The organism is Streptomyces sp. SudanB25_2051 (genome assembly GCF_964272635.1).
Classification (GTDB): domain Bacteria; phylum Actinomycetota; class Actinomycetes; order Streptomycetales; family Streptomycetaceae; genus Streptomyces.
Genome location: NZ_OZ186787.1, coordinates 3,972,064 through 3,998,146, shown reverse-complemented (window position 1 = coordinate 3,998,146; position 26,083 = coordinate 3,972,064). Strand labels below are relative to the sequence as shown.

The following is a 26,083-nucleotide window of genomic DNA, read 5'->3' as shown; positions in this document are numbered from 1 at the left end:
TCGGTCAGGCCTCCGTTCCGGTGCTCTCAGCCGGAGCAGCGGCAGCGGCCTCGGCCTTGGGGGCCTCGGCAGCGGCGTTCTGCTGCGGCTTGCGGCCGCGGCCGCCACGCTCGCCACCACGGCCACCGCGGGCCGGGCGGTCGGCGCCGCCACGGGCCGGGCGGTTGCCGGCGCGGGCAGCGGCGTTCTCGGCGCGAACCTCGGCGATGTTCTTGACGTCGCCCTTGTAGATCCAGACCTTCACGCCGATGCGGCCGAAGGTGGTCTTGGCCTCGAAGAAGCCGTACTCGACGTTCGCGCGCAGCGTGTGCAGCGGCACACGGCCCTCGCGGTAGAACTCCGAGCGGGACATCTCGGCGCCGCCGAGACGGCCACCACACTGGATCTTGATGCCCTTGGCACCCGCCTTCATGGCCGACTGCATGCTCTTGCGCATGGCGCGGCGGAAGGAGACGCGGGAGGACAGCTGCTCGGCAACGGCCTGGGCCACGAGCTGAGCGTCGACCTCGGGGTTCTTGACCTCGAGGATGTTCAGCTGGACCTGCTTGCCCGTGAGCTTCTCGAGGTCGCCGCGGATGCGGTCGGCCTCGGCGCCACGGCGGCCGATGACGATGCCCGGACGCGCGGTGTGGATGTCCACGCGGACACGGTCACGGGTGCGCTCGATCTCGACCTTGGAGATGCCGGCGCGCTCCATGCCGGACGTCATCATCCGACGGATGGCGACGTCTTCCTTGACGTAGTCCTTGTACAGCTTGTCGGCGTACCAGCGCGACTTGAAGTCGGTGGTGATGCCGAGCCGGAACCCGTGCGGGTTTACCTTCTGGCCCATTACCGGGTTCCTTCCTTGCTGCTGACGACCACGGTGATGTGGCTGGTCCGCTTACGGATCCGGTAGGCGCGGCCCTGGGCGCGCGGACGGAACCGCTTCAGGGTCGGGCCCTCATCCACGTACGCCTCGCTGATGTACAGCGAAGAGGCGTCCGTGTGGTCGTAGTTGTGCGCGGCGTTCGCGATGGCGCTGTCCAGCACCTTCTTGACCGGCACGCTCGCGGCCTGCGGGGCGAAACGCAGGACCGCCTGAGCCTCCGTGGCGTCCATGCCACGGATGAGGTCCACCACGCGGCGGGCCTTCATGGGCGTGACGCGGATGTACCGCGCCTGGGCCCTGGCTTCCATGGTTGTCCCTTCAGTGTCTGACACGTTCGTCATGGTCTTTCACCCCGCTGGTTAGCGGCGCTTCGACTTCCGGTCTTCCTTGACGTGACCCCGGAAGGTGCGCGTCGGCGAGAACTCGCCGAGCTTGTGGCCGACCATCGACTCGGTGACGAACACCGGGATGTGGGTCTTGCCGTTGTGCACCGCGATCGTGTGGCCGAGCATGGCCGGGACGATCATCGAGCGACGGGACCAGGTCTTGATGACGTTCTTGGTGCCGGCTTCGTTCTGGGCGTCCACCTTCTTGATCAGGTGGTCGTCGACGAAGGGCCCCTTCTTGAGACTGCGCGGCATCTAAACCCGCTCCTAGCGCTTCTTGTTCGTCTTGCGGCGGCGGACGATGTACTTGTTGCTCGCCTTCTTGGGAGAACGAGTACGACCTTCCTTCTGACCCCACGGGGAGACCGGGTGGCGACCACCGGAGGTCTTGCCCTCACCACCACCGTGCGGGTGGTCAACCGGGTTCATCGCCACACCGCGGACGGTCGGGCGAACGCCCAGCCAGCGCTTACGGCCGGCCTTGCCCCAGTTGATGTTCGACTGCTCGGCGTTGCCGACCTCGCCGATCGTGGCGCGGCAGCGGACGTCGACCAGGCGGATCTCACCGGACGGCATGCGGAGGTGGGCCATCGAGCCCTCCTTCGCGAGCAGCTGCACGGAGGCACCGGCGGAGCGGGCGAACTTGGCACCGCCACCGGGACGGAGCTCGATCGCGTGGATCGTGGTACCGACCGGGATGTTGCGCAGGGCCAGGTTGTTGCCGGGCTTGATGTCGGCGCCGGGACCGTTCTCGATCCTGTCGCCCTGGTTCAGGCCACGCGGGGCGATGATGTAGCGCTTCTCGCCGTCCGCGTAGTGCAGGAGCGCGATGCGCGCGGTGCGGTTGGGGTCGTACTCGATGTGAGCGACCTTCGCCGGCACGCCGTCCTTGTCGTGACGACGGAAGTCGATCACTCGGTAGGCGCGCTTGTGGCCACCGCCCTGGTGGCGGACGGTCACACGACCGGTGTTGTTACGGCCGCCCTTGCTGTGCAGGGGGCGGACCAGCGACTTCTCCGGCGTGGACCGCGTGATCTCGACAAAGTCGGCGACGCTGGAGCCACGACGGCCCGGAGTCGTCGGCTTGTACTTGCGGATACCCATTTCTCAGTCCTCGTCCGATATTCGGACGATCCAGACCGCCCTTAGGCGGTCGGACCGCCGAAGATGTCGATACGGTTGCCCTCGGCAAGGGTCACGATGGCGCGCTTCGTGTTGGCGCGCTTGCCGTAACCGGTGCGGGTGCGCTTGCGCTTGCCCTGCCGGTTGATCGTGTTGACCCCGGTGACCTTGACCGAGAAGACCGCCTCGACGGCCTGCTTGATCTGGGTCTTGTTGGCGCGCGGGTCGACGACGAACGTGTACTTGTTCTCGTCCAGCAGCGCGTAGCTCTTCTCGGAGACAACCGGCTTGACGAGAATGTCGCGCGGGTCCGTGAAGGTCTTGCTGGTGACGACGGCCTCAGTCATCAGGCGTCGCTCCCTTCGGTCTCAACGGCCTTGGGGCCAGACACGAAGGACTCGAAGGCGGCCTTGGTGAAGACCACGTCGTCGGAGACGAGCACGTCGTACGTGTTCAGCTGGCCCGGCTCCAGGATGTGCACCTGGGGCAGGTTGCGGGCGGAGAGCCACGCGGCCTCGTCGGAGCGCTCGGCGACCAGGAGCAGGTTCTTGCGCTCCGAGATCTTGCCGAACAGCGTCTTGGCGGCCTTGGTGGAGATCTCACCCTCGACCACGCCGGTCACGACGTGGATACGGGAGTGGCGGGCCCGGTCGGAGAGGGCACCGCGCAGGGCGGCGGCCTTCATCTTCTTGGGGGTCCGCTGGGAGTAGTCACGCGGCACGGGGCCGTGGACGACGCCACCACCGGCGAACTGCGGGGCGCGGGTCGAGCCCTGACGGGCGCGGCCGGTGCCCTTCTGGCGGTACGGCTTCTTGCCACCGCCGCGGACTTCGCCACGGGTCTTGGTCTTGTGCGTGCCCTGTCGGGCAGCGGCCAGCTGGGCGACGACGACCTGGTGGATCAGCGGAACGCTGGTCTTCGCGTCGAAGATCTCCGAGGGGAGCTCGACGGTCCCGGCCTTGTCGCCTGCCGGCGAAAGGATGTCAATGGTGCTCATCGGTTACCTCAGGCCCCCTTGGCCGCGGTACGGACCAGGACGAGGCCGCCGTTCGGACCAGGAACCGCGCCCTTGATGAGCAGCAGGCCCTTCTCCGCGTCAACGGCGTGGACGGTCAGGTTCTGGGTGGTGACCCGCTCGTTGCCCATGCGGCCCGCCATGCGGAGGCCCTTGAACACGCGGCCCGGGGTGGCGCAGCCACCGATGGAACCGGGCGAGCGGTGCTTGCGCTGGGTGCCGTGTCCGGCGCCCAGGCCACGGAAGTTGTGGCGCTTCATGACACCGGCGAAGCCCTTGCCCTTGCTCTTGCCGGTGACGTCGACCTTGACGCCCGCCTCGAAGACCGCAGCGGTGATCTCCTGGCCGAGGGTGTACTCGGAGGCGTCAGCGGTGCGGATCTCCACCAGGTGGCGGCGCGGGGTGACGTCGGCCTTGGCGAAGTGACCCTTGAGGGGCTTGTTCACCTTGCGCGGGTCGATCTCGCCGAAGGCGATCTGGACCGACTCGTAGCCGTCGATGTCGTTGGTGCGGACCTGGGTGACGACGCAGGGACCGGCCTTGACGACGGTCACCGGGACAACCCGGTTGTTCTCGTCCCAGACCTGGGTCATGCCGAGCTTCTCGCCCAGGACGCCCTTAATGTTCTTAGCCATCTCGCGCGTCACCTCAGAGCTTGATCTCGATGTCGACGCCGGCCGGCAGGTCGAGACGCATGAGCGAGTCAACCGTCTTCGGCGTGGGGTCGAGGATGTCGATGAGGCGCTTGTGCGTGCGCATCTCGAAGTGCTCGCGCGAGTCCTTGTACTTGTGCGGCGACTTGATGACGCAGTACACGTTCTTCTCAGTGGGCAGCGGCACCGGGCCCGCGACCGACGCACCAGTGCGGGTCACCGTCTCGACGATCTTCTTCGCCGAGGAGTCGATGACCTCGTGGTCGTAGGCCTTGAGCCGGATGCGGATCTTCTGTCCCGCCATGGCTACTCAGTAGTCCTGTCTCTCGTAACGCTCTGGAACCTGGTGAGCTGTCGTCTTCTCCGACCCACGCGGTCGGGCGTGTCGCGCTCCCTCTACGTAGATCTCCCGAAGGATTTCCCAACCAAGGGGGTGCGGGCCTGGGACCGCGGTCCGGGGGAAGACACCCACCGGGTGCCTGGTAGGCGCCCCGCTGACGCTTCCCGGAAGATTCCCGTACGTCCGCCCCTGATCAGGAGCGACGAGTACTGTGGGACTCGCTTCCGGTCCTCCCGGCGGGAGGCGCGCAGCATCGGCACTCAACCGAGCAACCCGGACAGTCTGCCACACGCGGCCATGCGTACGCCAATCGAGCCGAAGAGAATACCCCGCGAGCGGTATCGATCAAACCGGGGCACGCGGGTACGGCCGGGAAGCCGGGCGCGACCACGTGGACGGTACGCCCCCGGGGCGGGGCACTTCTGGACGGCGGGGGGACCGCGGGGCGCGGTGCGGGGCACGCGGCGCGCTGGGCGCCGGGTGGGGGCGGGGCGGGAACCCCGCCGGGTCTGTACGGCGTCGCCGGGGGCGTGACCGACATCCTGAAGCGCGAGGTGCTGACCCTGCGGGGCCTGTCGCTCCTGGCCCTCCACGCGGCCACGGGCTTCGTCGCGTACGGGGCTCTGGCGATCCCGCCGGACGGGCCGTGGGACGAGGACAACCTGACGGGCATCGAGACGGGCTGCGCCCTGATGATCGTCTCCGGTGCGCTGGCCTTGGCGTTCACGGCCGCGCCGGTACTGCGTGCCCGCTTCCGCCCCTGGTGGCTGGCGCCCCCGCTCCTGTATCTGGCCCTGGGGGCCGGCCGCTGGGCGTACATCCAGCACGTGTATCCGGTGGCGGGGACGTAGCGGGGGCCGGTCGGCGGGTCAGAAGCGCTGGACCTCTTCCCCGTCCGGGGTCTGGTAGCAGCCGGAGACCAGAAAGATGCTGAGGTCCGCAGGGTCCTCTTTCGCGTTGTAGGTGATTTCGACGCTTACCTTCTTTTCATCGTGGTCCGCCGTGAGGGTGAGGTTCCTGTCCCGGCTGCTGTCCGGGCCGTACCGGACGACCGTCCACCCATGCCTGGTCAAGTCGCCTTTGAGCCGCTCCATTACTCCGCGCAGGTCTCCACCCGCAGCCGGAGTGAACGTCCAGGGATGGAAGACGCGGAAGTACTTGGCCCGGTCCTTCTCCGAACATCCCATCACCCCGGGCCGGGTCTCCGAAGCCCTGCCTTTGAGGCCGATGAGGTCGTAGATCTCGCTGGACACCTTCTCTGCCCTGTCGGCAGCGTCGCGTGACGTGCTTGCCCCTGCGAAGGGCACCTCATCGGAGCTGTCGTTCATGCCACATCCGGTCGTCGTGATCAGGGCAACGGACACAAGGAGCGCGTAGACGCTCGACTTGATCGTCAAGGTCGAGGGACCTCATTTCTTGCTTCTTCGCCAGACCTAGGCTTCCAGGCGCACACTCCCGTACCGGCCTGCCACCACCTTTGCCTGGTTCCGAAGGCTCTCCGTGTCTTCATCCCAGTAGCCACTGTGGCCTTTCGTGTCCGTGGTCATCTGGTGCGCGCCGAACCGTTCATCGCTCGGCACTGTCCAGAGGCCATCCCGGTCGTGTCCGCCATGCCCGAAGCGGCCGAGGTCCGGGACGATGTCGCCCCGCGCCTCCTGGTTCCAGACATGCCCCGTCGGCGCGTCCAACTGCTCGGCCTTGGGAACCGTCACACCGGGGCTTCCCACTGTGATCACGTCGTCCGTGTCCAGCTTGCCCCTGTCAGCGGCAGCGCCGACCAGGGTCGTTCCGTACGAATGGCCGATCACGGTGCGATGGGTCGGCGAGCCGTCCATGCGAGAGGCTTCCATCCCGTCGAGGAAGCGCCTGAACGCCGGCGCACCGTCGTTCGCGTAGTGCCTGAAGGGCGCGTCCCTCGTGACGTCCTGCGGAGCGTCGTAGCCGTACCAGGCGATGGTGGAGACCGATTCCCCGCGCGCCTCGACTTGGGCGACCCGCCAGACGTTCTCCATCCGGTCGATCCCCTGCCCGATGTTGCTCAGGTTCGAGGTGGTGCCGGGGACGTAGACGGCCTGGTGGTGGGCTGTGTCCGGGTTGCCGGTGGCGATGATCGCGCGGCCGTTGCCTTCGGGGTCGAAGCCCAGGAGGTAGGCCTCGGGCAGGCCCCTCTCGCCGGTCTGGTCGAAGCGCCGCTGGATGCTCTCCATGCCCTTGAGCGCGTTCTGGAGCGCGAGGTACCGCTCGCCGTGCTCGCGCTGCCAGGCCAGGTACTCGGGGGTGGGGGTGCTCGTGGGGGTCAGGCCCGTGGTGGTCCACGTCCATCGGTCGGCGGGCGGTTCGGGGACGGCGTCCAGTGCGAGGCGGGTGCGGGCCAGGTGCTCGTTGAGGACGACGCGGTTGGCCTCGTCCCGTACGGCGGCGGGCAGGCCGTCCATGGCGCCCACCAGGGCGGGGTGGAGGGACAGCCAGGCCGACCGCTGCTCCGCGGTGAGGCCCTGCCACCAGGCCGCGTTGTCCTGCGGGGTGCCGCCCCGCGGGGGCTGCGGCAGAGAGGCCAGGTAGTCGCCGGCGGCCGCGCGCAGTCCGGACCTGTCCGTGTGCGCGTCCTTCCAGTCGGCGTGCGACACGGTCAGGTCGTCGTCGGCCCGCAGGGCACGCAGTCTCGGTGCCCACCTGGCGTCCGCCTCCGCCGCCTCGGCGAGCGCGTCGGCGATCCGCTGGGCCAGCTCCAGGGCCCTGCCGTGGTGCGGGTTCGGGTGTGCCTCCGCGGACTGGCGGTACAGCGCCGCCGCCATCGGGGACGCGGGGCCGTCCGTCCCGCGTACGGTGCCGCCCTCGGGCGCGTCGCCGCCCGCCGGGTAGGTGACCGAGCCGTCCGCGCCGACCGTGCACCCGGCCGCGCGGGCGTCCTCCAGGGCGGCCATCAGCTTCCGCCGCGCCGCGCCCATGTCGTGGGCGAAGCCGTTGAGGGCGGTGCTCACCAGGCCGCATCCGGTCTGGGCGTAGTGGAAGTTCCGGGACAGGTGCTTGAGCTGGACGAGGGCGGCCGTCGCGGCCTCGCCTTCGAGCCGGTCGCGGAGGGCGGCCGCGACCTGCTGGTCGATCGTGTCCTTCGCCGTGCCGGCGATGTCCCCGGTGGCCCGGTAGGCGTCCGCGGCGTCCTCGTACTCGGCGGGTCTGAACGTCTTCAGCGTCGTGAGGTCCATGTCCGCCGGTCACCCGGTCTTCGCCCGGCCGCCGGGCGCGGCGGTGTCCGCGTACCGCACCTGGATGCGGCCGAGCTCGTCGCGCAACGCCGCGTCGGTCATCGACAGGTCGCGGCCCGCCTGCTCCAGGAGGGCGCCCAGTTCGCCGCAGCGGGTCCGTACGTCCGCGAGGTACCGCGTCCAGGAGGCGTGCAGCTCCTGCTGGGCGACGCCCGACCGGCATCCGGGCAGGGGTGTGAGGCCCGTCTGGCCGCTCTCCAGGCGGACCATGGCCCTGGTGATGTCGGTCCTGAGCCGCTTGACCGCCTGGCCGGCGCCGGTCCACGCCCTCTTCTGCGACCTGAGCCGCTCAGGGTCCGCGCCGGCGTGTGTGCCGGGCGGGCGCTGGGCGGGGGGTGCCGCCGCGGTGCGGTGTCCGGCGGCCGCGGATTTGAGTTGTTCCCATTCGTCCCATGCCATCGTTCGTCCCCCTGGCCGCGCCGGTGGTGTGTGGCGGTTGGTGTCGGCTGGTCACGTTATGGGGGCTTGCGGGTGGCGGTGGGGGCGGCCGTGGGGGTGGAGTGGGTGTCTACCTGGGGGTGTGGCGGGTGGGAGGGGGCGCAGGAACACCCTCACGTGGCGTGCCGGGGGTTGACGGACGGCGTTCCAGCAGGGGCGTGAGGCCGTTGAGGAGGGTGGTGAGCCCCAGCTCGAAGAGGGCGTCGAGGTCCATGTCGTAGCCGCCGTCCCCCAGCGCGCCCAGGGTGCGGGTGAAGGCGGGGTAGCGGCCCGACGCCGCCAGGGCCGTGAGGGCCGGCTGCTGGGCCGCCATCCACTCGTCGTCGGTCTTGCCGGTGGCGGCTTCCGCCTGGGCCTCGCGCTCCAGGTTGGCCGCCACGCCCTGGACGTGGGTGAACACCAGGAGCTGGACGTCCATCTTCGTCGTCGCGTCCAGGCCCGTGCCGTCCAGGGCGCTGAGCAGCCATTCGCCGTGGACGAGCATGTTCGGGAGCATCAAGGGCCTGGTCAGCGGGGTCAGCTGGGCCAGCCACGGGTGGCGGCGGTGGAGGCGCCAGAGCGTGCGGGCGCCCAGTTCCAGGCAGGCGCGCGGGCCGGGCGGGGGCGGGTCCGGGTAGCCAAGCTCCCCGTACGCCGCGTCGGCCATCAGCGACACGAGCCGGTTCTTCCCGCCGACGTACCGGTACGGGGACATCGCCGCCACGCCCAGCCTGGCCGCGACTCCGCGCATGGACAGCGCCGCCAGGCCCTCCGCGTCGGCGATCTCCATGGCCGCGCGGACGACCCGTTCGCGGGTGAGCTCCGCTTCGGGGGCGGGCGCGGGAGCCGGCGTGGGGGCCGCCGGGGGGTCGCCGGCGCGGCGGGCGGTCGCGGCCACGACGGTGCCCGCGCGGGGGCGGGTCTCCACGTATCCCTCCAGGCGCAGTTCCGTCAGGGCCTTCGTGGCCGTGGCCAGGGCGACGCCCCACTGCTGTGCCAGCCTGCGGGTCGAGGGGACCCGGTCGCCGGGCGCCAGCTCCCCCTCGGTGATCCTCTGGCGGATGTCCGCCGCGATACGCCGGTACGGCGGCTCCGGTGGTGTCGTCGGCACGTCGGCTCCCTCTCCCCCCGCCTCGTCGCGCTGTTCCGCCGGAAGCGCCGCCGGGCGGGCCGCTGCTGGATGTACGGATCATCTGTACTAGTACAGAGCCTAGCTGGGCGTCCGGGTCGGGGGGATGGCACCTGTGCTAGCGCAGGCGGGCGGCGGGGGGCGTTTACGCCGTACGTTCAGCTCGCTTACCGCGTACACCCAAGGGGGTCTCCATGCTGAACGTGCTCGTCTCCGGCGGCGGCATCGCCGGTTCCGCGCTCGCCCACTGGCTGCGCCGGTACGGCTTCGCACCCACCGTCGTCGAGCGGGCCGCCGCTCCCCGGCGCGGCGGCCAGGCCGTCGACGTGCGGGGCGTCGCCCTCGGCGTGCTCGACCGCATGGACCTGCTCGGACCGGCCCGTGCCGTGCGGACGCGGATGCGCGGCATGTCCGTGCTGGACGCCGACGGCGACGAGGTCCACCGCAGCACCGAGTACGCCGCCAGCAGCGGGCGGCTCGACGGCGACGACGTCGAGCTGATGCGCGACGATCTCGTGCGGCTGCTGCGGGAGCGGGCCGGCGACGGGGTCGAGTGGGTGTACGGGGACGCCGTCACCGCGCTGGAGGAGCGCGGCGGTGGGCCGGTGCGGGTGCGCTTCGCGTCCGGGGCGGTACGGGACTTCGACCTGGTCGTGGGCGCCGACGGACTCCACTCGGGGGTGCGGCGGCTCGCCTTCGGGCCCGAGGAGCGCTTCACCGCGCACCTCGGGCAGTACCTGTCCGTCTTCACCGCCCCGAACTTCCTCGGCCTCGACGACTGGCAGGTGTGGCTGCGCGACGGCGAGTCCGGCTTCGCCGCCATGTCGGTGCCCGGCAACCACGAGCTGCGCGTCGCGTTCGGGTTCGCGTCCGGGCCGCTGGACGGCGACCACCGGGACACCGAGTGGCTGCGCGGGCTCATCGTGGAGCGGATCGAGGCGCTGCGCTGGCCGGGCGCGCCCCGGATGGCCGAGGCGGCGCGGACCGCGCCGGACTTCTTCTGCGACGCCATGGCGCAGGTCCGCATGGACCGGTGGTCGCGCGGGCGCGTCGCGCTGCTGGGCGACGCCGGGTACTGCGCCTCGCCCCTGTCCGGGCAGGGCACCAGCCTCGCCCTGTGCGGCGCGTACGTCCTGGCGGGCGCCCTGCGCGCGGCCGGCGGCGACCACACGGCCGGTTTCGCGGCCTACGAGCGGCGGTTGCGGCCGTACGTCGAGGCGAACCAGGCCCTGGCGACCGAGAACCCGGGCGCCCCCGCCTCCGAGGAGTCCGTCGCGCGCGCCAAGAACGCCCTCGTGCTGGACGAGGAGCGGTGACCAGCGGGCGGTGAGGAGCGGTCGGTGACCAGCGGGCGGTGGGCAGCGGTCGGTGACCAGCGGGCGGTGGGCAGCGGGCGGTGACCAGCGGGTGGTGGGCAGCGGTCGGTGACAGCAGGCGGTGAGGAGGGAGGGGGCTCGGGGGTGTGCGGCTCCCGGCCGTCCGGGGGTGTTATTCGGTCGATCCCCGTCCGGCCCGCACCTACAGTGGCCCGGCACGTCAGCGTCAACCGGGGGGCCGTTCCGCCATGCGCCAGCAGTATCCGCGTACACCGCATCTGCCCTGGTCACCGGGGGTCGGACGGGACGACGTGCGCGCCTTCGACCTGTCCGGCCTGGCCGGACGCGAGGTGGTGGTGACGGAGAAGCTCGACGGCGAGAACACCACCCTGTACGCCGACGGGCTGCACGCCCGGTCGCTGGACTCCGGCCACCATCCGTCGCGGGCCTGGGTGAAGGCGCTCCAGGCGCGTATCGGGCACGCCATACCGGAGGGGTACCGGGTGTGCGGCGAGAACATGTACGCCCGGCACTCGATCCCGTATGACGGGCTGGAGAGCTACTTCTACGGCTTCTGTGTGTGGGACGAGCTGGGGTGGTGTCCCGGCTGGGACTGGACCGTCGCCTTCCTGCGCGGTCTGGGCGTGCCGACGCCGCGCGTGCTGTGGCGCGGGGTGTTCGACGAGCGGGCGCTGCGGCGGCTGCGGGTCGACACCCAGCGCCAGGAGGGGTACGTCGTACGGACCGCCGACGGGTTCATGGCGCACGAGTTCGGGCGCCGCGTGGCCAAGTGGGTGCGCCCCGGGCATGTGCAGACCGGCACGCACTGGATGCACAGCGCCGTCACGCCGAACGGGCTGTCGCCGCGCGCCGCGCTGTGGGACGTGCGCTCCGGGGCCGAGCCGGACACGGCGGTGCTGCTGGAGGCCCTGGGCCGCGGCGCGGACGGCGGCGACCGGGACGCCGCGCACGAGGTGGCCGCCCGGGTCGGGGGGCTCGGGGACCGGCGGCTCGCCGGGGTGCTGGCCGCGCTGCTGCACCGGGAGCCCCGGGGCGTGCTGGCCGGGCGGCTCGCCACCGCCCTGGGACTGCCGCTCGCCCGGCGCGTCGCGGATCTGGTGGGCCTGTACGGCGGGCTGCAGCGCCCGTACCCGGACGAGGAGCGCAGGACCGGGCTCGTACGGCTGTCGTACGCCGCCGACCTGGGCGTCCTGCACCCGCTGGCCGCGGCTCTGGCACCCGACGCGGCGGCGCGGGAGCAGGTGGAGTGGTCCGCGCTGCACGCCGCGGAACTGGAGGACGCCGAGACGGTCGACCGGGCGTTCCGGAAGGCGTTCGGGGACCTCGGCGCGGACGCCGCCGCCCGGTGCCTGGCCGAGGCGCGCGAGCTGTACGCGCTGGGGCGGATCGGCACCCCGGAGGAGGCCGTCGCCGCCACCTGGCGGCTGCGCGACGGCGCCTTCCCCCGGCTGGTGCACCTGGTCGGGCCGTCCGGCAGCGGCAAGAGCACCTTCGCGCGGGGCCTGCCCGGCGTGGACGCGCACGTGTCGCTGGACGCCCTGCGCGAGGCGCGCGGCGACCGGGCCGACCAGCGGGACGGCGGCGCGGTCCTGCGCTCCGGCCTGGAACGGCTCGACGCGGCGCTGGCGCGCGGCGGCACCGTCGTGTGGGACGCGACCTCCCTCAACCCGCACCAGCGGCACCACGTCCACGCGGTGGCGCGGCGCCGGGACGCGCTGGTCACGCACGCGGTGGCGCTGGTGGACGACGCCGAGCTGGCGCGGCGCAACGCGGTGCGCGAGCACCCGGTCCCGCCAGGCGTCCTGGAGGCGCAGCTGCGCCGGTTCGTGCCGCCGTACCCGGGCCAGGCGCACCGCACCTGGTACATCGGCGCGGGTGGCACCGTGGAGGAGGAGGCGTAGTGCGTACGAGCGACGAGATCTACCACCGGGTCCGGTGGGACTCCCGGTTCGACCCGGCGCGCTTCGTGATCGGGGTCATGCAGCGCGGGGCCGAGCCGAAGCGGGTGCCGCTGCCCGCGTTCACGCCGGGCGGCGACATCCCGTGGCACCGGGTGCTGTTCTTCGAGGCCGACGGCGAGGTGGTGTGGGACCGGGCCGCCGGGGTGGACCGGATCGACGCGACCGAGGCGGGCCGGGTGCGGGACCCGAGGCTGCTGCGGGCGCCGTTCTTCACGGCACGGCAGCCGCACGCGTGGGACGCGGCGGCGGGACGGTGGGCGCCGGCGGCCTCCGGCGGCGGCGCGGTGTCCGGTGCGGCTTCCGGTGGCGGCCCGCTGTCCGGTGCGGCTTCCGGCCGGGGGGACGGCGGTCTGCGGGTGCTGACGTGGAACACCCTGTGGGACCGGTACGACAGCGACCTCATCGACACCGCCCGCCGCCGCCCCCTCCTGCTGGACGCCCTGCGCGGCGCCGACGCGGACGTGATCGCCCTCCAGGAGGTCGAGCCCGCGCTGCTGCGGCTGCTGCTGGCCGCGCCGTGGGTGCGGGAGGCGTACACGCTGGGCGCCGATCCGGACGGGCCGGACGTCGCCGACTGCGGGCTCCTGCTGCTCAGCCGCGTGCCCGTGCGGGAAGCGGGGGTGCATGTGCTGGGGCCACACAAGGCGGTGACCGCCGTGGTGCTGGACACCGGCGCGGGGCGGCCGCTGGTCGTCGCCGCGACCCATCTGAGCAGCGACCACTCGCAGGACGGCGCCGCGCGGCGCGACGCCGAACTGGCGCGGCTCGCCGAGGGGTTCGCCGGGATCGACGGCGATGTCGTGCTGGTCGGCGACTTCAACGACGGCGGCGACCTGCCGGAGACCGCGCTGGGCATGCGCGACGCCTGGACGGAGGCGCACGGCCCGAACGACCGGACGCCCACGTTCGACCCGGGCGGCAACCCGCTGGCCGCCGTGTCGTCCCTGTCCGGTCGGGCCTCCCGGCTCGACCGGGTGCTGCTGCGCGCCGAGCGCGTACGGGTCGACGCGGCGGAGCTGACCGGCCGCGAACCGTCCCCGGACGGGCTGTACGTCTCCGACCACTACGGCGTACTGGCCGACCTGGCCCTGGACGGGGCAGGCGCGCCCGGCGCCCTCGACGAGCCGCCCACCCCGAGGACGGCGCTCGCGTGGCTGCCGCCCGACGAGCTGTGGCCGCCCCTGCAGCAGGTGCGCCGCGCCCACGATCCGCAGATCCGGCGGTGGCCGCCGCATGTGAACCTGCTGTTCGGCTTCGTGCCGGAGGCCCGGTTCGAGCGCGCCGCGGAACTGGTCGCCGAGGCCCTGCGGGGCGTGCCGCCGTTCGACGCCCGGCTCCAGGGCGTGCACAGCTTCGGGCACCGCGACGACGCCACGGTGTGGCTGGACCCGGCGGCCGGCGGCGAGGCGCCCTGGCGGGAGCTGCGGCGCGCCCTGGAGCGGCGCTTCCCCCGCTGCCGCAGCCGCCACCGGGGCTTCACCCCGCACCTGAGCCTGGGCCGCGCACCGGACCCGCACGGCGTGGCGCGGGAGGCGGAGGAGGCACTGGGCGGCCCGCTCACGGCGCGCGTGACCGAGGTCGCGCTGCTGTCCCGGCGCGGCGCTGAACCGATGCGCGTACGGGCGGTGGTCTCCCTCGGCACGGGCGAGGTGCGCTGGTACGACGACACACAGTCGGCCGAGGCGACCTGGTACGACGGCACACACACGGGCCCGGCGTACGACGACGCTCCGGCCGCCGTGCGGGAGCGGCCGCACGCCCGTGACCGGGAACCCGGCGAGTCCGGCGCGTCCGACGCTTCCGACGCTTCCGACGCGGAAGCCGCCGAGCACGTCGTACGGGAGGTCGCCCGGGCCCTTCCGGACGCCGAGGTGCAGGTGGTCGGGTCGCGGCGCATGGGATGTGCCCTGCCCGGCGCGGACCTGGACCTCGTGGCGGCCGTCCCCGGCGACCCGGACCTCGCGCAGGTGCGGGCCCGGGTGGTCGCCGCGCTGCCCGGGGCGACCGGTGTGCGGGAGGTCGTCGGGGCGCGCGTCCCGGGGCTGCGCTTCGACGCGTACGGCCTGGGCGTCGACCTGGTCGTCGTACCGACCGGGGCGGTGCCGCCCGGCGAGGCCGTGGCGCGCCGCGCCGAACTGGGCCCGGCGGCCGCCGTCGCCCTCAGCGCGGTCACCGACGCGGACGCCGTACGGGCCCATGTGGGCGCCCGCCAGGCGGAGTTCGCCCGGCTCGCGCGGGACGTGAAGGCGTGGGCGCGGGCGCGCGGCCTGGACGCGGCACCGTTCGGCGGGCTGCCGGGCCTGGCGTGGGCGCTGCTGGCCGCCCGTACCGTCCGGGAGGCGGAGGGCACCGGCGAGCCGGGCCCGCGCCCGCTGCTGCGCAGGTTCTTCGCGACCTGGGCCGCGTGGGACTGGCGGGACCCGGTGGAGCTGGACGCCCCCACGGCCCCGGCCCCGGCAGGCACGGCCACCTCCGGCACCCAGGCCCCGGCAGGCGCGGCGTCCCCCGGTGCCTCGGCCGACCCGGCGGTCAGCCCGGGCGCGGCCACCCCACCGGTCACGGTGACCACCCCCACGTACCCGCGCCGCTCCTGCGGCGACCAGGTCACGTCCGGCGGCCGGGACCTGCTGGTGCAGGAGCTGTACCGGGCGTGGGAGCTGCTGGAGTCCGGCGCCGGGCCGGACCCGGAGGCGCGGCTCCTGGACCCGCCGCCCCTGCACCGGCGCCATGCCGCCTGGGCGGTCGTGACCGTGCCGCGCGGCCCCGCCGAGGGGCGGGTGCGGGGCCGTACGCGCGCCCTGCTCACCGCCCTCGCGGAGGCGGGCGCACCGGACGCCCACGCGTGGCCGCGCCCGTTCGAGCGGACCGGCGACACCGTGTCGTACGCCATCGGTCTGGGCGCCGAGCCGCCGGACCGCGCCGCGCTCGCGGCCGTGGCCGAGCACTGGCTGCGCGGCCTGCCCGGTACGGCGCTGACCTGGGCGGCCGGCGGAGACGTACCGACCCTGCGGTGAGCGCCGGGCCGGGCGGTGGGCGTCAGCCCGCCTGCGACGCGCCGCCCGCCTCGGCGTTCCGGGCGATCCGCCGCAGCACGCGCAGGGCGGCCGCGTACTCCTCGTCGGGCACGCCCTCGTGCAGCCTCGTCCGCACCTCGGCGGCCAGCTCCTTCATCCGCGCGTGCGCGGCGAGGCCCTTACCGGTGAGGCGCAGGACGCCGCGGTCGTCCTCGGTGACCCAGCCCCGGTACGCCATCCGGGCCGGGAGGCGCGGGATCTCGTCCGGGTCGTCGGCCAGGGGGGCGAGCCCCGCGGCGAGGGCTTCGCGGGAGGCGCCGTCCGGTCCGGCGGCGGCCAGCCGGTTCAGGGTCCACCAGAGGGGCTGGGTGATGTCGAGGTCCGCCATGGCGTCGCGCAGATGGCGGATGACGGCCTTGTGGACGACGCCGCTCCAGTAGCCGATGGGCTGGGCGGCGAGGTTCTCGTCGGGGGCGTCGGGGTCGGCGGCGGCCGGGGCGACCGCGACGGGAGTGGTGGCGGGGGTGATTGTGGTGGAAGTCATGACCTCGACGCTAGGACCTCAAGTCGGCTTGAGGTCAAGGCCGTTCGAGGAGAAGCCGCCCCGCTCCGAACACCCCGCCGCATCCAGGGCAACCCGAGGTGTCGATAATCCGTCTAGATGACCGCGCGGGCCAAGGCGTCGACCAGCGCTTCCGCCGCCGTCAACGGATCACCCACAGCAGCACCAGTACGGGGGCACAAGTGAACGAGATACCGGGGGGCCGGCCTCACGCTGCCGTTTTCCGTACGGTCGAAGACTCCGGCACCGCCCCCGAGGACGCCGGTGCCGCGGCCGCCGCCCCCGGCCTGCGCACCGCCCTGCGCCTCACCCGGCGCCGCGTCGTGACCGCCGCGCTCGCGCTCGCCGGGACCTCCGCCCTGGCGGGGGGTCTGGCCGGCTGCTCCGTGCCCGCGCCGCGCCGCGGCGGCCCCACCGCCGATCCCGCGCCCGGCATGCCGATCACCAGCTCGCGCCGCGCGCAGCTGATGCAGATCATGGCGCACCCGGACGACGACCTGTACTTCATGAACCCCGACTGCCAGCGGATGGTCGACGCGGGCGTCCCCCTCCTCTGCGTGTACGTCACCGCGGGGGAGCACACCGGCAAAAACCACATCCCCGGCCGCACCGGCGAGACCGTGGCGGACCGGGAGGACTACTCCTCCGCCCGCCACCAGGGGCTGCGCCAGGCGTACGCGGAGATGATCGGCCTGGACAAGTTCACGCCCTGGCACAAGGGCGTCGCGACCCTCCGCGGCGACCGCCAGGCCGAGATCAACACCCTCACCCACGGCAACCGCCGCGTCGAGCTGGTCTTCCTCAACCTCCCGATGCACACGCCCCGCCGCTGGATGGCCCTCCCCAGCCTGTGGGAGGACCGCGCGCTCGGCCTGCGCACGGTCATCGCGACCGACTCCCCGGTGCGCCGCGCCTCGGACTACGACTACGACGGCCTGGTCGACGTCCTCGTGGGCCTGATGGACCGCTACCGGCCCACGGTGGTCCACACCCTCGACCCGGACCCGGACATCCAGCACAGCGACGAGGCGACCCGCAAGAAGGACTCCGAGCAGCCCGGCTACTCGGACCACGGCGACCACACCGCCGTCGCCTGCTTCAGCTGGGCGGCGATGGTCCGCTGGGTCGCCGAGGCCACCGCGGACGGCGGTTCCATACCGGGCTTCGTCACCACCTCGTTCCGCGGCTACTACAACCGCCACTGGCCCAAGAACCTCCCCGAGCCGGTGCTCCGTGAGAAGGCCGCCCACCTCGTCCCGTACGGCGGCGACCCGTCCTGGCAGTGCGGCAACGCCGCCGGCTGCGGCGACTACATGGTCGGCGGCAGCCGCCCGCTCACCAACAAGAAGGGCTGGGTCCGCGCCACCCACCACCGCTACCCCGGCCCCGGCCCGGTCGTCGGGTCCGGCCCGGACGGCCGGCTGTCCGTGTACGGGGTGCTGGGCCTGCGCGCGGTGCGCTGGCGCGAGACGGACCCCGGCAGCGGCCAGTGGGCCGAGCCGGACGACCTCGGCGGCGGCCCGCTCGCGCCCGGTCTGGGTGGGACGGCCCTGCTCGACGGGCGGCAGCTGCTGTTCGGGCTGCGGTTCGCGGCGCTCGGCGGGCACGGCGGCGCCAACAAGCGGGAGGTCGTGGTGCTGGAGCAGCGCTCCCCCGGCGGCCCGTTCCTCGCCTGGTCCGGGCTCGGCAACCCGGAGCGGGACGACGACCGGGGCCGGCGGATCGGCGTTCCGGTCGCGGTGACCGCCCCGGACGGCCGCGTCCACCTGTTCGTGCGGAACGCGGACAAGGGCGTCAGCTCGCGCGTCCGGGAGGCCGACGGGACCTGGGGCCCGTGGCGGGACCTGGGCGGCGCCGAGGTGCAGGACGGACTGTCGGCGGCGGTCGACGGGCGCGGCCGCGTCCATGTCTTCGCCGCGGGCCGCGAGCGCGTCCACCACTGGGCGCAGTCGGCGCGGGGCGGACAGGTCGCCTTCCAGCCGGGCGGTGCCGTGCTGCCCGCGCCGGGCGGTCCCGTCGACGTGGCGGGCACAGCCGACGGCGGTCTGGCGCTGTACTACCGGCGGCCGGCCGCGAAGGAGCTGACGGCGGTACGGGTGGACGGCGCCCCGCTCCAGGCGCCCGCGTTCGACGGGTACGGCACGGTCAACGCGGCCGGTACGCCCAAGGGCCCGGTGCTGCTCGGCCGCGACCTGCGCGGGCGGATCCAGCTGTACGTCGGGGGGCGCCGCGCGGTACGCGCCCAGGGCGTGGTCGCGCTGGGCCCGGCGACCCCGCACCTGGGCCCGAAGGGCGCGATGGCGGTGGGCATCGGGGCGGACGCCTACCCGTGGTCCTGGGTGTCCCACACGGACGCCGCCTGACCCGCCGTACCCCTCCGGCAGGCCCCACGGCGAACCACGACGGCCACCCCGCCCGGGGAACGCCCGCACGCGTGAACGCCGCAGGCCGGCGCAGAACGCCCGCACCCGCGGCACCCCGCCCCCCGGCGGGAGAAGACGGGAAGAACCGGCCGGGCACGAGAAGCGCGAAGAACCGGCCGGCAGAGAAAGCGAAAGGCCCCGCACCTCTCGGTGCGGGGCCCTTCTGGTGCTCCGGGGAGCAACCAGGTCAGCCGTTCAGGCCGTCAAGGAACTTACTTGACGATCTTGGTGACCTGGCCGGCGCCGACGGTCCGGCCACCCTCACGGATGGCGAACTTGAGGCCCTCCTCCATGGCGACCGGCTGGATCAGCTGGACGGACATGGTGGTGTTGTCGCCCGGCATGACCATCTCGGTGCCCTCGGGGAGGGTCACGACGCCGGTCACGTCCGTGGTACGGAAGTAGAACTGCGGGCGGTAGTTGTTGAAGAACGGCGTGTGGCGGCCACCCTCGTCCTTGGAGAGGATGTAGGCCTGCGCCTCGAACTCGGTGTGCGGGGTGACCGAGCCCGGCTTGATGATGACCTGGCCGCGCTCGACGTCCTCGCGCTTGATGCCACGGAGGAGCAGACCGACGTTCTCACCGGCCTGGCCCTCGTCGAGCAGCTTGCGGAACATCTCGATGCCGGTGACCGTGGTGGTGGTCTTCTCGGTCTTGATGCCGATGATGTCGACGGTCTCGTTGACCTTCAGGACACCACGCTCGATACGGCCGGTGACGACCGTACCGCGACCGGTGATCGTGAAGACGTCCTCGATCGGCATGAGGAACGGCTTGTCGACGTCGCGCTCCGGCTGCGGGATGGCCTCGTCGACCGCGTCCATGAGGTTGAGCACGGACTGGGCCCACTCCGGGTCGCCCTCGAGCGCCTTCAGAGCGGAGACCTTGACGACCGGAACGTCGTCGCCCGGGAACTCGTACTCGGAGAGGAGCTCACGGACCTCGAGCTCGACGAGCTCCAGGATCTCCTCGTCGTCCACCATGTCGGCCTTGTTCAGGGCGACAACGATGTACGGAACGCCGACCTGGCGGGCCAGGAGCACGTGCTCCTTGGTCTGCGGCATCGGGCCGTCGGTGGCGGCGACCACGAGGATGGCGCCGTCCATCTGCGCCGCACCCGTGATCATGTTCTTGATGTAGTCCGCGTGACCCGGGCAGTCCACGTGCGCGTAGTGACGCGACTCGGTCTGGTACTCGACGTGCGCGATGGAGATGGTGATACCGCGCTGACGCTCCTCAGGAGCCTTGTCGATCTGGTCGAAGGCCGAAGCCTCGTTCAGGTCCGGGTACTTGTCGTGCAGCACCTTGGTAATGGCGGCCGTGAGGGTCGTCTTACCGTGGTCGATGTGACCGATGGTGCCGATGTTGACGTGCGGCTTAGTCCGCTCGAACTTCGCCTTCGCCACTGGGGTCCTCCTGTGGAGTGGTTCTGTACGCCTTACTCATCGGCGCCAGGTGATCTTTGCTGGGATGCCGGCCCCGGGGCGTTCCGACTCTCCGCTCGCGCGGTGTGCGCCGAAACGCCCCGTGTATCCGGTGACAAGCCTAAAGCGTGAACTCGGTTGAGTTACTCGCCCTTGGCCTTCGCGATGATCTCCTCGGCGACGTTCCGCGGAACCTCGGCGTAGGAGTCGAACTGCATCGAGTAGCTTGCGCGACCCGAGGTCTTGCTGCGGAGGTCGCCGACGTAGCCGAACATCTCCGACAGCGGCACCAGGCCCTTGACGACGCGGGCACCGGCACGCTCCTCCATGGCCTGGATCTGGCCACGGCGGGAGTTGATGTCACCGATGACATCGCCCATGTAGTCCTCGGGCGTGGTGACCTCAACGGCCATCATCGGCTCGAGGAGCACGGGGGACGCCTTGCGCGCGGCCTCCTTGAAGGCCTGCGAACCGGCGATCTTGAAGGCGAGCTCGGAGGAGTCGACCTCGTGGTAGGCACCGTCGAGCAGGGTGACGCGCACGCCGGTCATCTCGTAGCCCGCGAGGATGCCGAACTGCATGGCCTCCTGGCAGCCGGCGTCCACGGAAGGAATGTATTCCTTCGGGATGCGGCCACCGGTGACCTTGTTGACGAACTCGTACGAGGCGTCGCCGCCCTCGATCGGCTCGATCGCGATCTGCACCTTGGCGAACTGACCGGTACCACCGGTCTGCTTCTTGTGGGTGTAGTCCACGCGCTCGACCGACTTGCGGATCGTCTCACGGTACGCGACCTGCGGCTTGCCGACGTTGGCCTCGACCTTGAACTCGCGCTTCATGCGGTCGACGAGCACCTCGAGGTGAAGCTCGCCCATACCGCCGATGACGGTCTGGCCGGTCTCCTCGTTGGTGTGCACCTGGAAGGAGGGGTCCTCCTCCGCGAGACGCTGGATGGCGACACCCAGCTTCTCCTGGTCACCCTTGGACTTGGGCTCGATGGCGACCTCGATGACCGGCGCCGGGAAGTCCATGGACTCCAGGATCACCGGGGCCTTCTCGTCGCACAGCGTCTCACCGGTCGTGGTCTGCTTCAGACCCATGACGGCGATGATGTCGCCGGCGCCCACCGACTCGATCTCCTCACGCTTGTTCGCGTGCATGCGGTAGATCTTGCCGATGCGCTCCTTCTTGCCCTTGACGGAGTTCAGCACGGCGGTGCCGGACTCCAGGCGGCCGGAGTAGATCCGGACGAAGGTGAGCTTGCCCAGGTGCGGGTCACTCATGATCTTGAACGCCAGCGCCGACAGCGGCTCGTCGTCGGACGGCTTGCGCCGGACGACGGTCTCCGCGTCCTTCGGGTCCTGGCCCTCGATGGCCTCGATGTCGACCGGGGAGGGCAGGTAGCGCACGACGGCGTCGAGCAGGGGCTGGACGCCCTTGTTCTTGAACGCGGTGCCGCAGAACACGGGGGTGACCGTGGTGCCGGTGCCCTTGCCCGAGGCGATGGTGATACGACGGATCGCGGCGTACAGCTGCTCCTCGGAGAGCTCCTCGCCCTCCAGGTACAGCTCCATGATCTCTTCGTCGTTCTCGGCGACGGCCTCGATGAGCTTGCCGCGGTACTCCTCGGCCAGCTCCGCGAGGTTCTCCGGGATGTCGACGACGTCGTACATCTCGCCCTTGGCGGCCTCGGCGGACCAGACCAGGGCCTTCATGCGGACGAGGTCCACGACACCCTGGAAGTCGGCCTCGGCACCGATCGGCAGCTGCATGACGATCGGCTGCGCGCCCAGACGGTCCGAGATCATGCCGACACAGCGGAAGAAGTCGGCGCCCGTACGGTCGAGCTTGTTCACGAAGCAGATACGCGGAACGCCGTAGCGGTCCGCCTGACGCCACACGGTCTCGGACTGCGGCTCCACACCGGCCACACCGTCGAACACGGTCACGGCGCCGTCGAGGACGCGGAGCGAACGCTCCACCTCGACGGTGAAGTCCACGTGACCGGGGGTGTCGATGATGTTGACGGTGTGATCGACGTCCTCGAGCGACCAGTGGCAGGTCGTCGCGGCGGACGTGATCGTGATGCCGCGCTCCTGCTCCTGCTCCATCCAGTCCATCGTGGCAGCGCCGTCGTGGACCTCACCGATCTTGTACGAAACACCGGTGTAGAAGAGGATGCGCTCGGTGGTGGTCGTCTTGCCCGCGTCGATGTGGGCCATGATCCCGATGTTGCGGACCCTGGCCAGGTCAAGCGAAGTGGTAGCCATAAGGCTTCAGTCTTCTCTCGGTCTCGATGTGGGTGCGACTACCAGCGGTAGTGCGCGAAGGCCTTGTTGGACTCGGCCATCTTGTGCGTGTCCTCGCGCTTCTTGACCGAGGCGCCGAGGCCGTTGGAGGCGTCCAGCAGCTCGTTCATCAGGCGCTCGGTCATGGTCTTCTCGCGACGGGCGCGCGAGTAACCCACGAGCCAGCGCAGAGCGAGGGTGGAGGCGCGACCGGGCTTGACCTCGATCGGCACCTGGTAGGTGGCGCCACCGACGCGGCGGGACTTGACCTCGAGAGCCGGCTTGACGTTCTCGAGGGCGCGCTTCAGCGTGATGACCGGGTCCTGGCCGGTCTTCTCGCGCAGACCCTCCATCGCGCCGTAGACGATGCGCTCGGCGGTGGAGCGCTTGCCGTTGAGCAGGATCTTGTTGATGAGCGAGGTCACCAGAGGAGAACCGTAAACCGGGTCGATGATGACCGGGCGCTTCGGGGCGGGGCCCTTACGAGGCATTCTTACTTCTCCTTCTTGGCGCCGTAGCGGCTGCGGGCCTGCTTGCGGTTCTTGACACCCTGGGTGTCGAGGGAACCGCGGATGATCTTGTAGCGAACACCCGGCAGGTCCTTCACACGGCCACCACGCACGAGCACGATGGAGTGCTCCTGCAGGTTGTGTCCCTCACCCGGAATGTAAGCCGTGACCTCGATCCCGGAGGTCAGACGCACACGCGCGACCTTACGGAGGGCCGAGTTCGGCTTCTTCGGGGTGGTCGTGAACACACGCGTGCAGACGCCGCGGCGCTGAGGGGAACCCTCGAGTGCGGGCGTCTTGTTCTTCTCGACCTTGTCCTGCCGGCCCTTCCGGACCAGCTGCTGGATCGTAGGCACTACTTCTCCGGTTTCTGTGTGCCGTGTAGTGAAGCTAACCTGGAACGTTGCCGACCCACGCGGTCGGGTGTGTCGAATACCGCGCACCTCCGCCGCAGGGCGGAAAAGGGCGCAGATTGCGGTGGCCGTTCGCGACTCGCCATGCGGTTGAGGACACGCACAGGAGCCCAGGCACACCCCAGGCACAAGGTCTGAGCGTACCTACCGTACGGACCTGGGTCAAAACAAATGGCCTCGCCCCGAGCGGCCCCGGCGCCCCGCGCCCGGGGCCGGTCGACGGGACCGCCGCGGGGCGGGTCGTGAGGCGGGTGGCGGGGCTGTCTCAGGGACGGTCGCGGGCGCGGTCCGGCGGGGGTCCGGCCGGGTGGTCGGCGGGGTGGCCGTGCGGGTCGGCCTCAGGGAGCTCCTGGCGGTTCCTCCCGGGGTGTTCGCCGCCGCGATGACCGGGGTGGCCCTGCGGCCGGCCGGGTGCGGGGTCGGACGCGTGCCCCTCGGCGGGCCCGGGGGCGGGGTCCGGTGCCCGGTCGGGCGCGCGGGACGGGCCGCGGTCGGCCGGGTCGCGGCGGCGGGTGGTCAGGGGCGGGATGGTCGGCACCCGCGAGCCGGGGGACTTCGCGACGAGCCCGGAGGGCGCGCCACCGGGCCTCGCGTCGGCACGGGTGCGGGAGCCTTCGGGGCGGCCTGCCGGGCTTCGGTCGGCTGCGGGGCGGCCCGCCTGCGCACGGTCGGCTTCGGGGCGGCCCGCTTCGGCGTGCGGGGCCTCGGTCTCGGGGGCCCGGCCGCTCACGCGCTCGCGCGCTCCGGCCTCCCCCGCGCGCGGGGCGTCGCCGCCCGTACGGGGAGGGTTCTCGCCGGGGCGCGGGCGGGCCTCGCCGGTGCCGGGGTGCGGCTCGTCGGCGCGGGCGCGGGGGGTGTCCTCCGGTGCGGCGGGGCCGGGCGGGCCGGCGGGACGGCCGTACGACGGGTAGGCGGCAGCGTGCTCAGGGCCCGCGGCGCGTCCCGGCCGGTCCGGGGCGGGGGCCTGCGTGCCGGTGCGGTCCTCCCGGCCGGTGCGGCCCGGCTGGTCGGGAGTGCCGCCCTGCCGGTCCGGGCGCGCGGTACGGCCCTGGCGCGGCGTCCGGCCGGGCTCGGCGGGGGCGCGGTCGGTGGAGGCGCGGTCGGTGGAGGCGCGGTCGGCGACGGGGTCTTCCACGGGGGCATCGCCCTGCCCGGCGCCGTCGCGCGGGCGGTCGGGCGCGGGCGCGGGCGGGCGGCGGACTCCGGGGCGGCGCGGGGACGCGGGGTCGCGGGGCGTACGGCTCCGGGCGGGCGCCCCCTCGGCGTCGGTGCCGCCCTGGAGCCGCACCTCGTCGCGGGGGAACGGGATGACCGCCGCCTGGCCGGGGGTGCGGCCGACCAGCCGGAGCCGGCGGGTCTGGGCGATGCGGCGGGCCTCCTCCAGCACGGGTTCGTACTGGTCGGCGGCGTCGCGCCAGCCGCTGGCGTACGCCTGGAACTCGCGGCGCGCCATCTCCTCGCGCAGTACGACGGCGACCTCGCCGGGCGGGTGGGTCTCCAGGTAGCGCCCGAGCGTGGCGAGCAGGTCGGGAAGGTCCTCGGCCGGCTCGGGGAGTCCCGGGACCGGTCCGCGCGCCCTGGGTGGCCGCGCGTCGTCGTCACGTGGACCGCGCGGTGTCCGGGTGTCGTCCTCGCGCCGGGCGCGCGGTGTCCGGGTGTCGTCGTCGCGCGGAACGCCTGGTGGCCGCACGTCGTCGTCGCGCGGAACGCGCGGCGGCCGGGAGCACCCCTCACCCTCTCCCATGCCCCGCTCTCTTTCCCAACCAGACGCTGTCGTTTCCGCCGGGGACGCCGGAACGTCCGCGCACGGGTCGCGCCCGCGACGGAGGCCCCGGTGCCGGGAGGCGGCCGGGGCGTTCGGCCTGCATGTGGGGGTAACAGGCCACAACAGCTTACGAGAAAGGGGAGTTCAGCCCCGTCGGGCACCCTTCGCCTCGGGCTCGGCGGCCGCGGCGGCGCGCTCGCGGCCCGGGCGGACCGACGGGCCGTCGGGGAGGAACTGCCCGGCGACGCGGATGAACATGTCGCGCTGGTCGGCCGGGATGCCGAGCCCCGCCGCCGCCTCCTCCAGGGTGAGCCGGGGTGTCGGAGGGTCGTCGGCGGCCGGGACGTCGTCCGGCAGGCCGGGCAGCGGCAGGTCGTCCTCGGTGAGGCGGCCCGACTTGATCAGCATGTCGCGCACCGGGATGCGCAGCACATGGGCCAGTCGGCGCATGGTCTCCAGGTCGGGCATGCTCTGGCCCTGGAGGAGGCGGGTGATGGCGGCCCGGTGCACCCCGGCCTCGTCGGCGAGCCGGGACTTGCCGCCGCCGCGCGGGCTGTCGATGTCGTAGCCCTGCCGGCGGATCACCCCCTCGATCCAGGCGGTGAACTGCTCCAACTCGCTGGCCGACATCGGCAACACTCTCCCTCCGAGGCAGGCCCCAGGCTATCGCGCTTGCGCGCAAGGAATTACCGCCCCGCTGGCCCCCAATTGTGAAAGTTGCCCCACAGGACGGTCACAACGAGGTCCGATCTTGGTTGCGTGCACGCTCGCAACATGTCAGTGTGCGGACTCGCAACACTCGTATCGCTCATCCGTTCGTATGTGCACCAGGGGGTACGACCATGACCGCATCGCCAGCCGATCAGGAATCCGCCTCAGCCGACGCGACCCGCGCCCCCGCGTGCGCCGGGTTGCCGCCCCATGTGGTGTTCGCCCGGCGGGCCGCCGACGCCGCCCCCGCCCTGCTCGCCTGTGCCCGCTGCCCCTTCACCCGGCAGTGCGAGGAGATCGTGGACCCGGCGAACACCTGGTTCGACGGCGTCAGCGCCGGGCGGCTGTGGCGCAACGGCCGGCCGGTCGACCTGAGCCGCGGCCGGGGCCGGCGCCGCCGGGCCGGGGAGCGCGAGGCCCGCGAGGACCTGGCCGCCGCCGCGTCCCGCCCCGCCCCCCGACCGGCCGCCTGAACCG

The 26,083-nt window shown here is 72.4% G+C and carries 25 protein-coding genes; 6 read left to right on the top strand and 19 right to left on the bottom strand.

Annotation, left to right across the window (positions count from 1 at the left end):
• Window positions 1-4: 4 nt before the first annotated feature.
• Genes rpsC through rpsJ form a run of 8 tightly spaced genes read right to left on the bottom strand, consistent with a single transcriptional unit; the run spans window position 5 to window position 4,351 of the window.
• A complete protein-coding gene (gene rpsC, locus ACSUPT_RS18035; protein WP_023587025.1) occupies window positions 5-832 on the bottom strand; it encodes a 30S ribosomal protein S3 in 828 nt (275 codons plus the stop codon).
• Window positions 832-1,179: a 50S ribosomal protein L22 gene (gene rplV / locus ACSUPT_RS18030; RefSeq protein ID WP_351963321.1), complete on the bottom strand. Its 348-nt coding sequence runs from the start codon at window positions 1,177-1,179 to the stop codon at window positions 832-834. The genes rpsC and rplV overlap by 1 nt, the downstream gene beginning before the upstream one ends.
• A gap of 51 nt (window positions 1,180-1,230) precedes the next feature.
• Window positions 1,231-1,512: a 30S ribosomal protein S19 gene (gene rpsS, locus ACSUPT_RS18025; protein ID WP_004984529.1), complete on the bottom strand. Its 282-nt coding sequence runs from the start codon at window positions 1,510-1,512 to the stop codon at window positions 1,231-1,233.
• Window positions 1,513-1,524: 12 nt separating this feature from the next.
• Complete coding sequence (gene rplB, locus ACSUPT_RS18020; RefSeq protein ID WP_023587027.1) at window positions 1,525-2,361, bottom strand: 50S ribosomal protein L2; 837 nt, start codon at window positions 2,359-2,361, stop codon at window positions 1,525-1,527.
• A gap of 41 nt (window positions 2,362-2,402) precedes the next feature.
• Window positions 2,403-2,726, bottom strand: coding sequence for a 50S ribosomal protein L23 (gene rplW / locus ACSUPT_RS18015; protein ID WP_023587028.1), 324 nt, complete (start codon window positions 2,724-2,726; stop codon window positions 2,403-2,405).
• The gene (gene rplD / locus ACSUPT_RS18010; protein ID WP_351963320.1) at window positions 2,726-3,376 is read right to left on the bottom strand and encodes a 50S ribosomal protein L4; all 651 of its coding nucleotides are present in this window, start codon (window positions 3,374-3,376) and stop codon (window positions 2,726-2,728) included. Before rplD ends, rplW begins: the two co-directional genes overlap by 1 nt.
• An 8-nt stretch (window positions 3,377-3,384) precedes the next feature.
• Window positions 3,385-4,029, bottom strand: a complete 645-nt coding sequence (rplC, locus tag ACSUPT_RS18005; protein ID WP_023587030.1) for a 50S ribosomal protein L3 — start codon at window positions 4,027-4,029, stop codon at window positions 3,385-3,387.
• Between the two features lie 13 nt (window positions 4,030-4,042).
• Window positions 4,043-4,351: a 30S ribosomal protein S10 gene (gene rpsJ / locus ACSUPT_RS18000; RefSeq protein WP_003948644.1), complete on the bottom strand. Its 309-nt coding sequence runs from the start codon at window positions 4,349-4,351 to the stop codon at window positions 4,043-4,045.
• Between the two features lie 566 nt (window positions 4,352-4,917).
• Here rpsJ and ACSUPT_RS17995 point away from each other — a divergent pair.
• Entirely contained in the window at window positions 4,918-5,238 is a 321-nt protein-coding gene (locus ACSUPT_RS17995) for a hypothetical protein (RefSeq protein ID WP_436944948.1), read from the top strand.
• A gap of 18 nt (window positions 5,239-5,256) precedes the next feature.
• Here ACSUPT_RS17995 and ACSUPT_RS17990 read toward each other — a convergent pair whose 3' ends face one another.
• The 4 genes from ACSUPT_RS17990 to ACSUPT_RS17975 form a co-directional block, all read right to left on the bottom strand.
• The gene (locus ACSUPT_RS17990; RefSeq protein WP_361658229.1) at window positions 5,257-5,784 is read right to left on the bottom strand and encodes a hypothetical protein; all 528 of its coding nucleotides are present in this window, start codon (window positions 5,782-5,784) and stop codon (window positions 5,257-5,259) included.
• 36 nt (window positions 5,785-5,820) lie between these two features.
• Window positions 5,821-7,593 (bottom strand): alpha/beta hydrolase, encoded by a 1,773-nt coding sequence (locus tag ACSUPT_RS17985; protein ID WP_436944946.1) that lies wholly within the window; start codon window positions 7,591-7,593, stop codon window positions 5,821-5,823.
• 9 nt (window positions 7,594-7,602) lie between these two features.
• Window positions 7,603-8,052: a hypothetical protein gene (locus tag ACSUPT_RS17980; protein WP_351963316.1), complete on the bottom strand. Its 450-nt coding sequence runs from the start codon at window positions 8,050-8,052 to the stop codon at window positions 7,603-7,605.
• Window positions 8,053-8,161: 109 nt separating this feature from the next.
• Entirely contained in the window at window positions 8,162-9,181 is a 1,020-nt protein-coding gene (locus tag ACSUPT_RS17975; protein WP_436944944.1) for a GntR family transcriptional regulator, read from the bottom strand.
• A gap of 212 nt (window positions 9,182-9,393) precedes the next feature.
• Here ACSUPT_RS17975 and ACSUPT_RS17970 point away from each other — a divergent pair, with 212 nt between their 5' ends.
• The 3 genes from ACSUPT_RS17970 (at window position 9,394) to ACSUPT_RS17960 (ending at window position 15,511) form a co-directional block, all read left to right on the top strand.
• Window positions 9,394-10,515 carry an FAD-dependent monooxygenase gene (locus ACSUPT_RS17970; RefSeq protein WP_436944942.1) on the top strand — a complete coding sequence of 374 codons (1,122 nt, stop codon included), beginning with the start codon at window positions 9,394-9,396 and terminating at the stop codon, window positions 10,513-10,515.
• A gap of 248 nt (window positions 10,516-10,763) precedes the next feature.
• Entirely contained in the window at window positions 10,764-12,437 is a 1,674-nt protein-coding gene (locus ACSUPT_RS17965; protein WP_436944940.1) for an RNA ligase family protein, read from the top strand.
• Window positions 12,437-15,511 (top strand): poly(A) polymerase, encoded by a 3,075-nt coding sequence (locus ACSUPT_RS17960; protein ID WP_436944939.1) that lies wholly within the window; start codon window positions 12,437-12,439, stop codon window positions 15,509-15,511. Before ACSUPT_RS17965 ends, ACSUPT_RS17960 begins: the two co-directional genes overlap by 1 nt.
• A gap of 22 nt (window positions 15,512-15,533) precedes the next feature.
• Here ACSUPT_RS17960 and ACSUPT_RS17955 read toward each other — a convergent pair whose 3' ends face one another.
• Window positions 15,534-16,055: a MarR family transcriptional regulator gene (locus ACSUPT_RS17955; protein ID WP_436944937.1), complete on the bottom strand. Its 522-nt coding sequence runs from the start codon at window positions 16,053-16,055 to the stop codon at window positions 15,534-15,536.
• 341 nt (window positions 16,056-16,396) lie between these two features.
• Between ACSUPT_RS17955 and ACSUPT_RS17950 the strand changes: the two genes are divergently transcribed.
• Entirely contained in the window at window positions 16,397-18,436 is a 2,040-nt protein-coding gene (locus ACSUPT_RS17950) for a PIG-L family deacetylase (RefSeq protein WP_436946230.1), read from the top strand.
• A gap of 272 nt (window positions 18,437-18,708) precedes the next feature.
• On the opposite strand, the gene tuf is transcribed toward ACSUPT_RS17950, so the two are convergent.
• The 6 genes from tuf to ACSUPT_RS17920 form a co-directional block, all read right to left on the bottom strand.
• On the bottom strand, window positions 18,709-19,902 hold the full coding sequence (gene tuf / locus ACSUPT_RS17945; protein ID WP_351963309.1) for an elongation factor Tu: 1,194 nt from the start codon (window positions 19,900-19,902) through the stop codon (window positions 18,709-18,711).
• A 161-nt stretch (window positions 19,903-20,063) separates the two neighbouring features.
• Window positions 20,064-22,190: an elongation factor G gene (gene fusA / locus ACSUPT_RS17940; protein ID WP_351963308.1), complete on the bottom strand. Its 2,127-nt coding sequence runs from the start codon at window positions 22,188-22,190 to the stop codon at window positions 20,064-20,066.
• Between the two features lie 38 nt (window positions 22,191-22,228).
• Window positions 22,229-22,699, bottom strand: coding sequence for a 30S ribosomal protein S7 (gene rpsG / locus ACSUPT_RS17935; RefSeq protein WP_023587042.1), 471 nt, complete (start codon window positions 22,697-22,699; stop codon window positions 22,229-22,231).
• 2 nt (window positions 22,700-22,701) lie between these two features.
• Complete coding sequence (gene rpsL, locus ACSUPT_RS17930) at window positions 22,702-23,073, bottom strand: 30S ribosomal protein S12 (protein ID WP_003948652.1); 372 nt, start codon at window positions 23,071-23,073, stop codon at window positions 22,702-22,704.
• 322 nt (window positions 23,074-23,395) lie between these two features.
• Window positions 23,396-24,874: a hypothetical protein gene (locus ACSUPT_RS17925; RefSeq protein WP_436944934.1), complete on the bottom strand. Its 1,479-nt coding sequence runs from the start codon at window positions 24,872-24,874 to the stop codon at window positions 23,396-23,398.
• A 165-nt stretch (window positions 24,875-25,039) separates the two neighbouring features.
• A complete protein-coding gene (locus tag ACSUPT_RS17920; RefSeq protein WP_351963306.1) occupies window positions 25,040-25,525 on the bottom strand; it encodes a helix-turn-helix transcriptional regulator in 486 nt (161 codons plus the stop codon).
• A gap of 212 nt (window positions 25,526-25,737) precedes the next feature.
• Between ACSUPT_RS17920 and ACSUPT_RS17915 the strand changes: the two genes are divergently transcribed.
• Window positions 25,738-26,079, top strand: a complete 342-nt coding sequence (locus ACSUPT_RS17915; protein ID WP_351963305.1) for a hypothetical protein — start codon at window positions 25,738-25,740, stop codon at window positions 26,077-26,079.
• Window positions 26,080-26,083 lie beyond the last annotated feature (4 nt).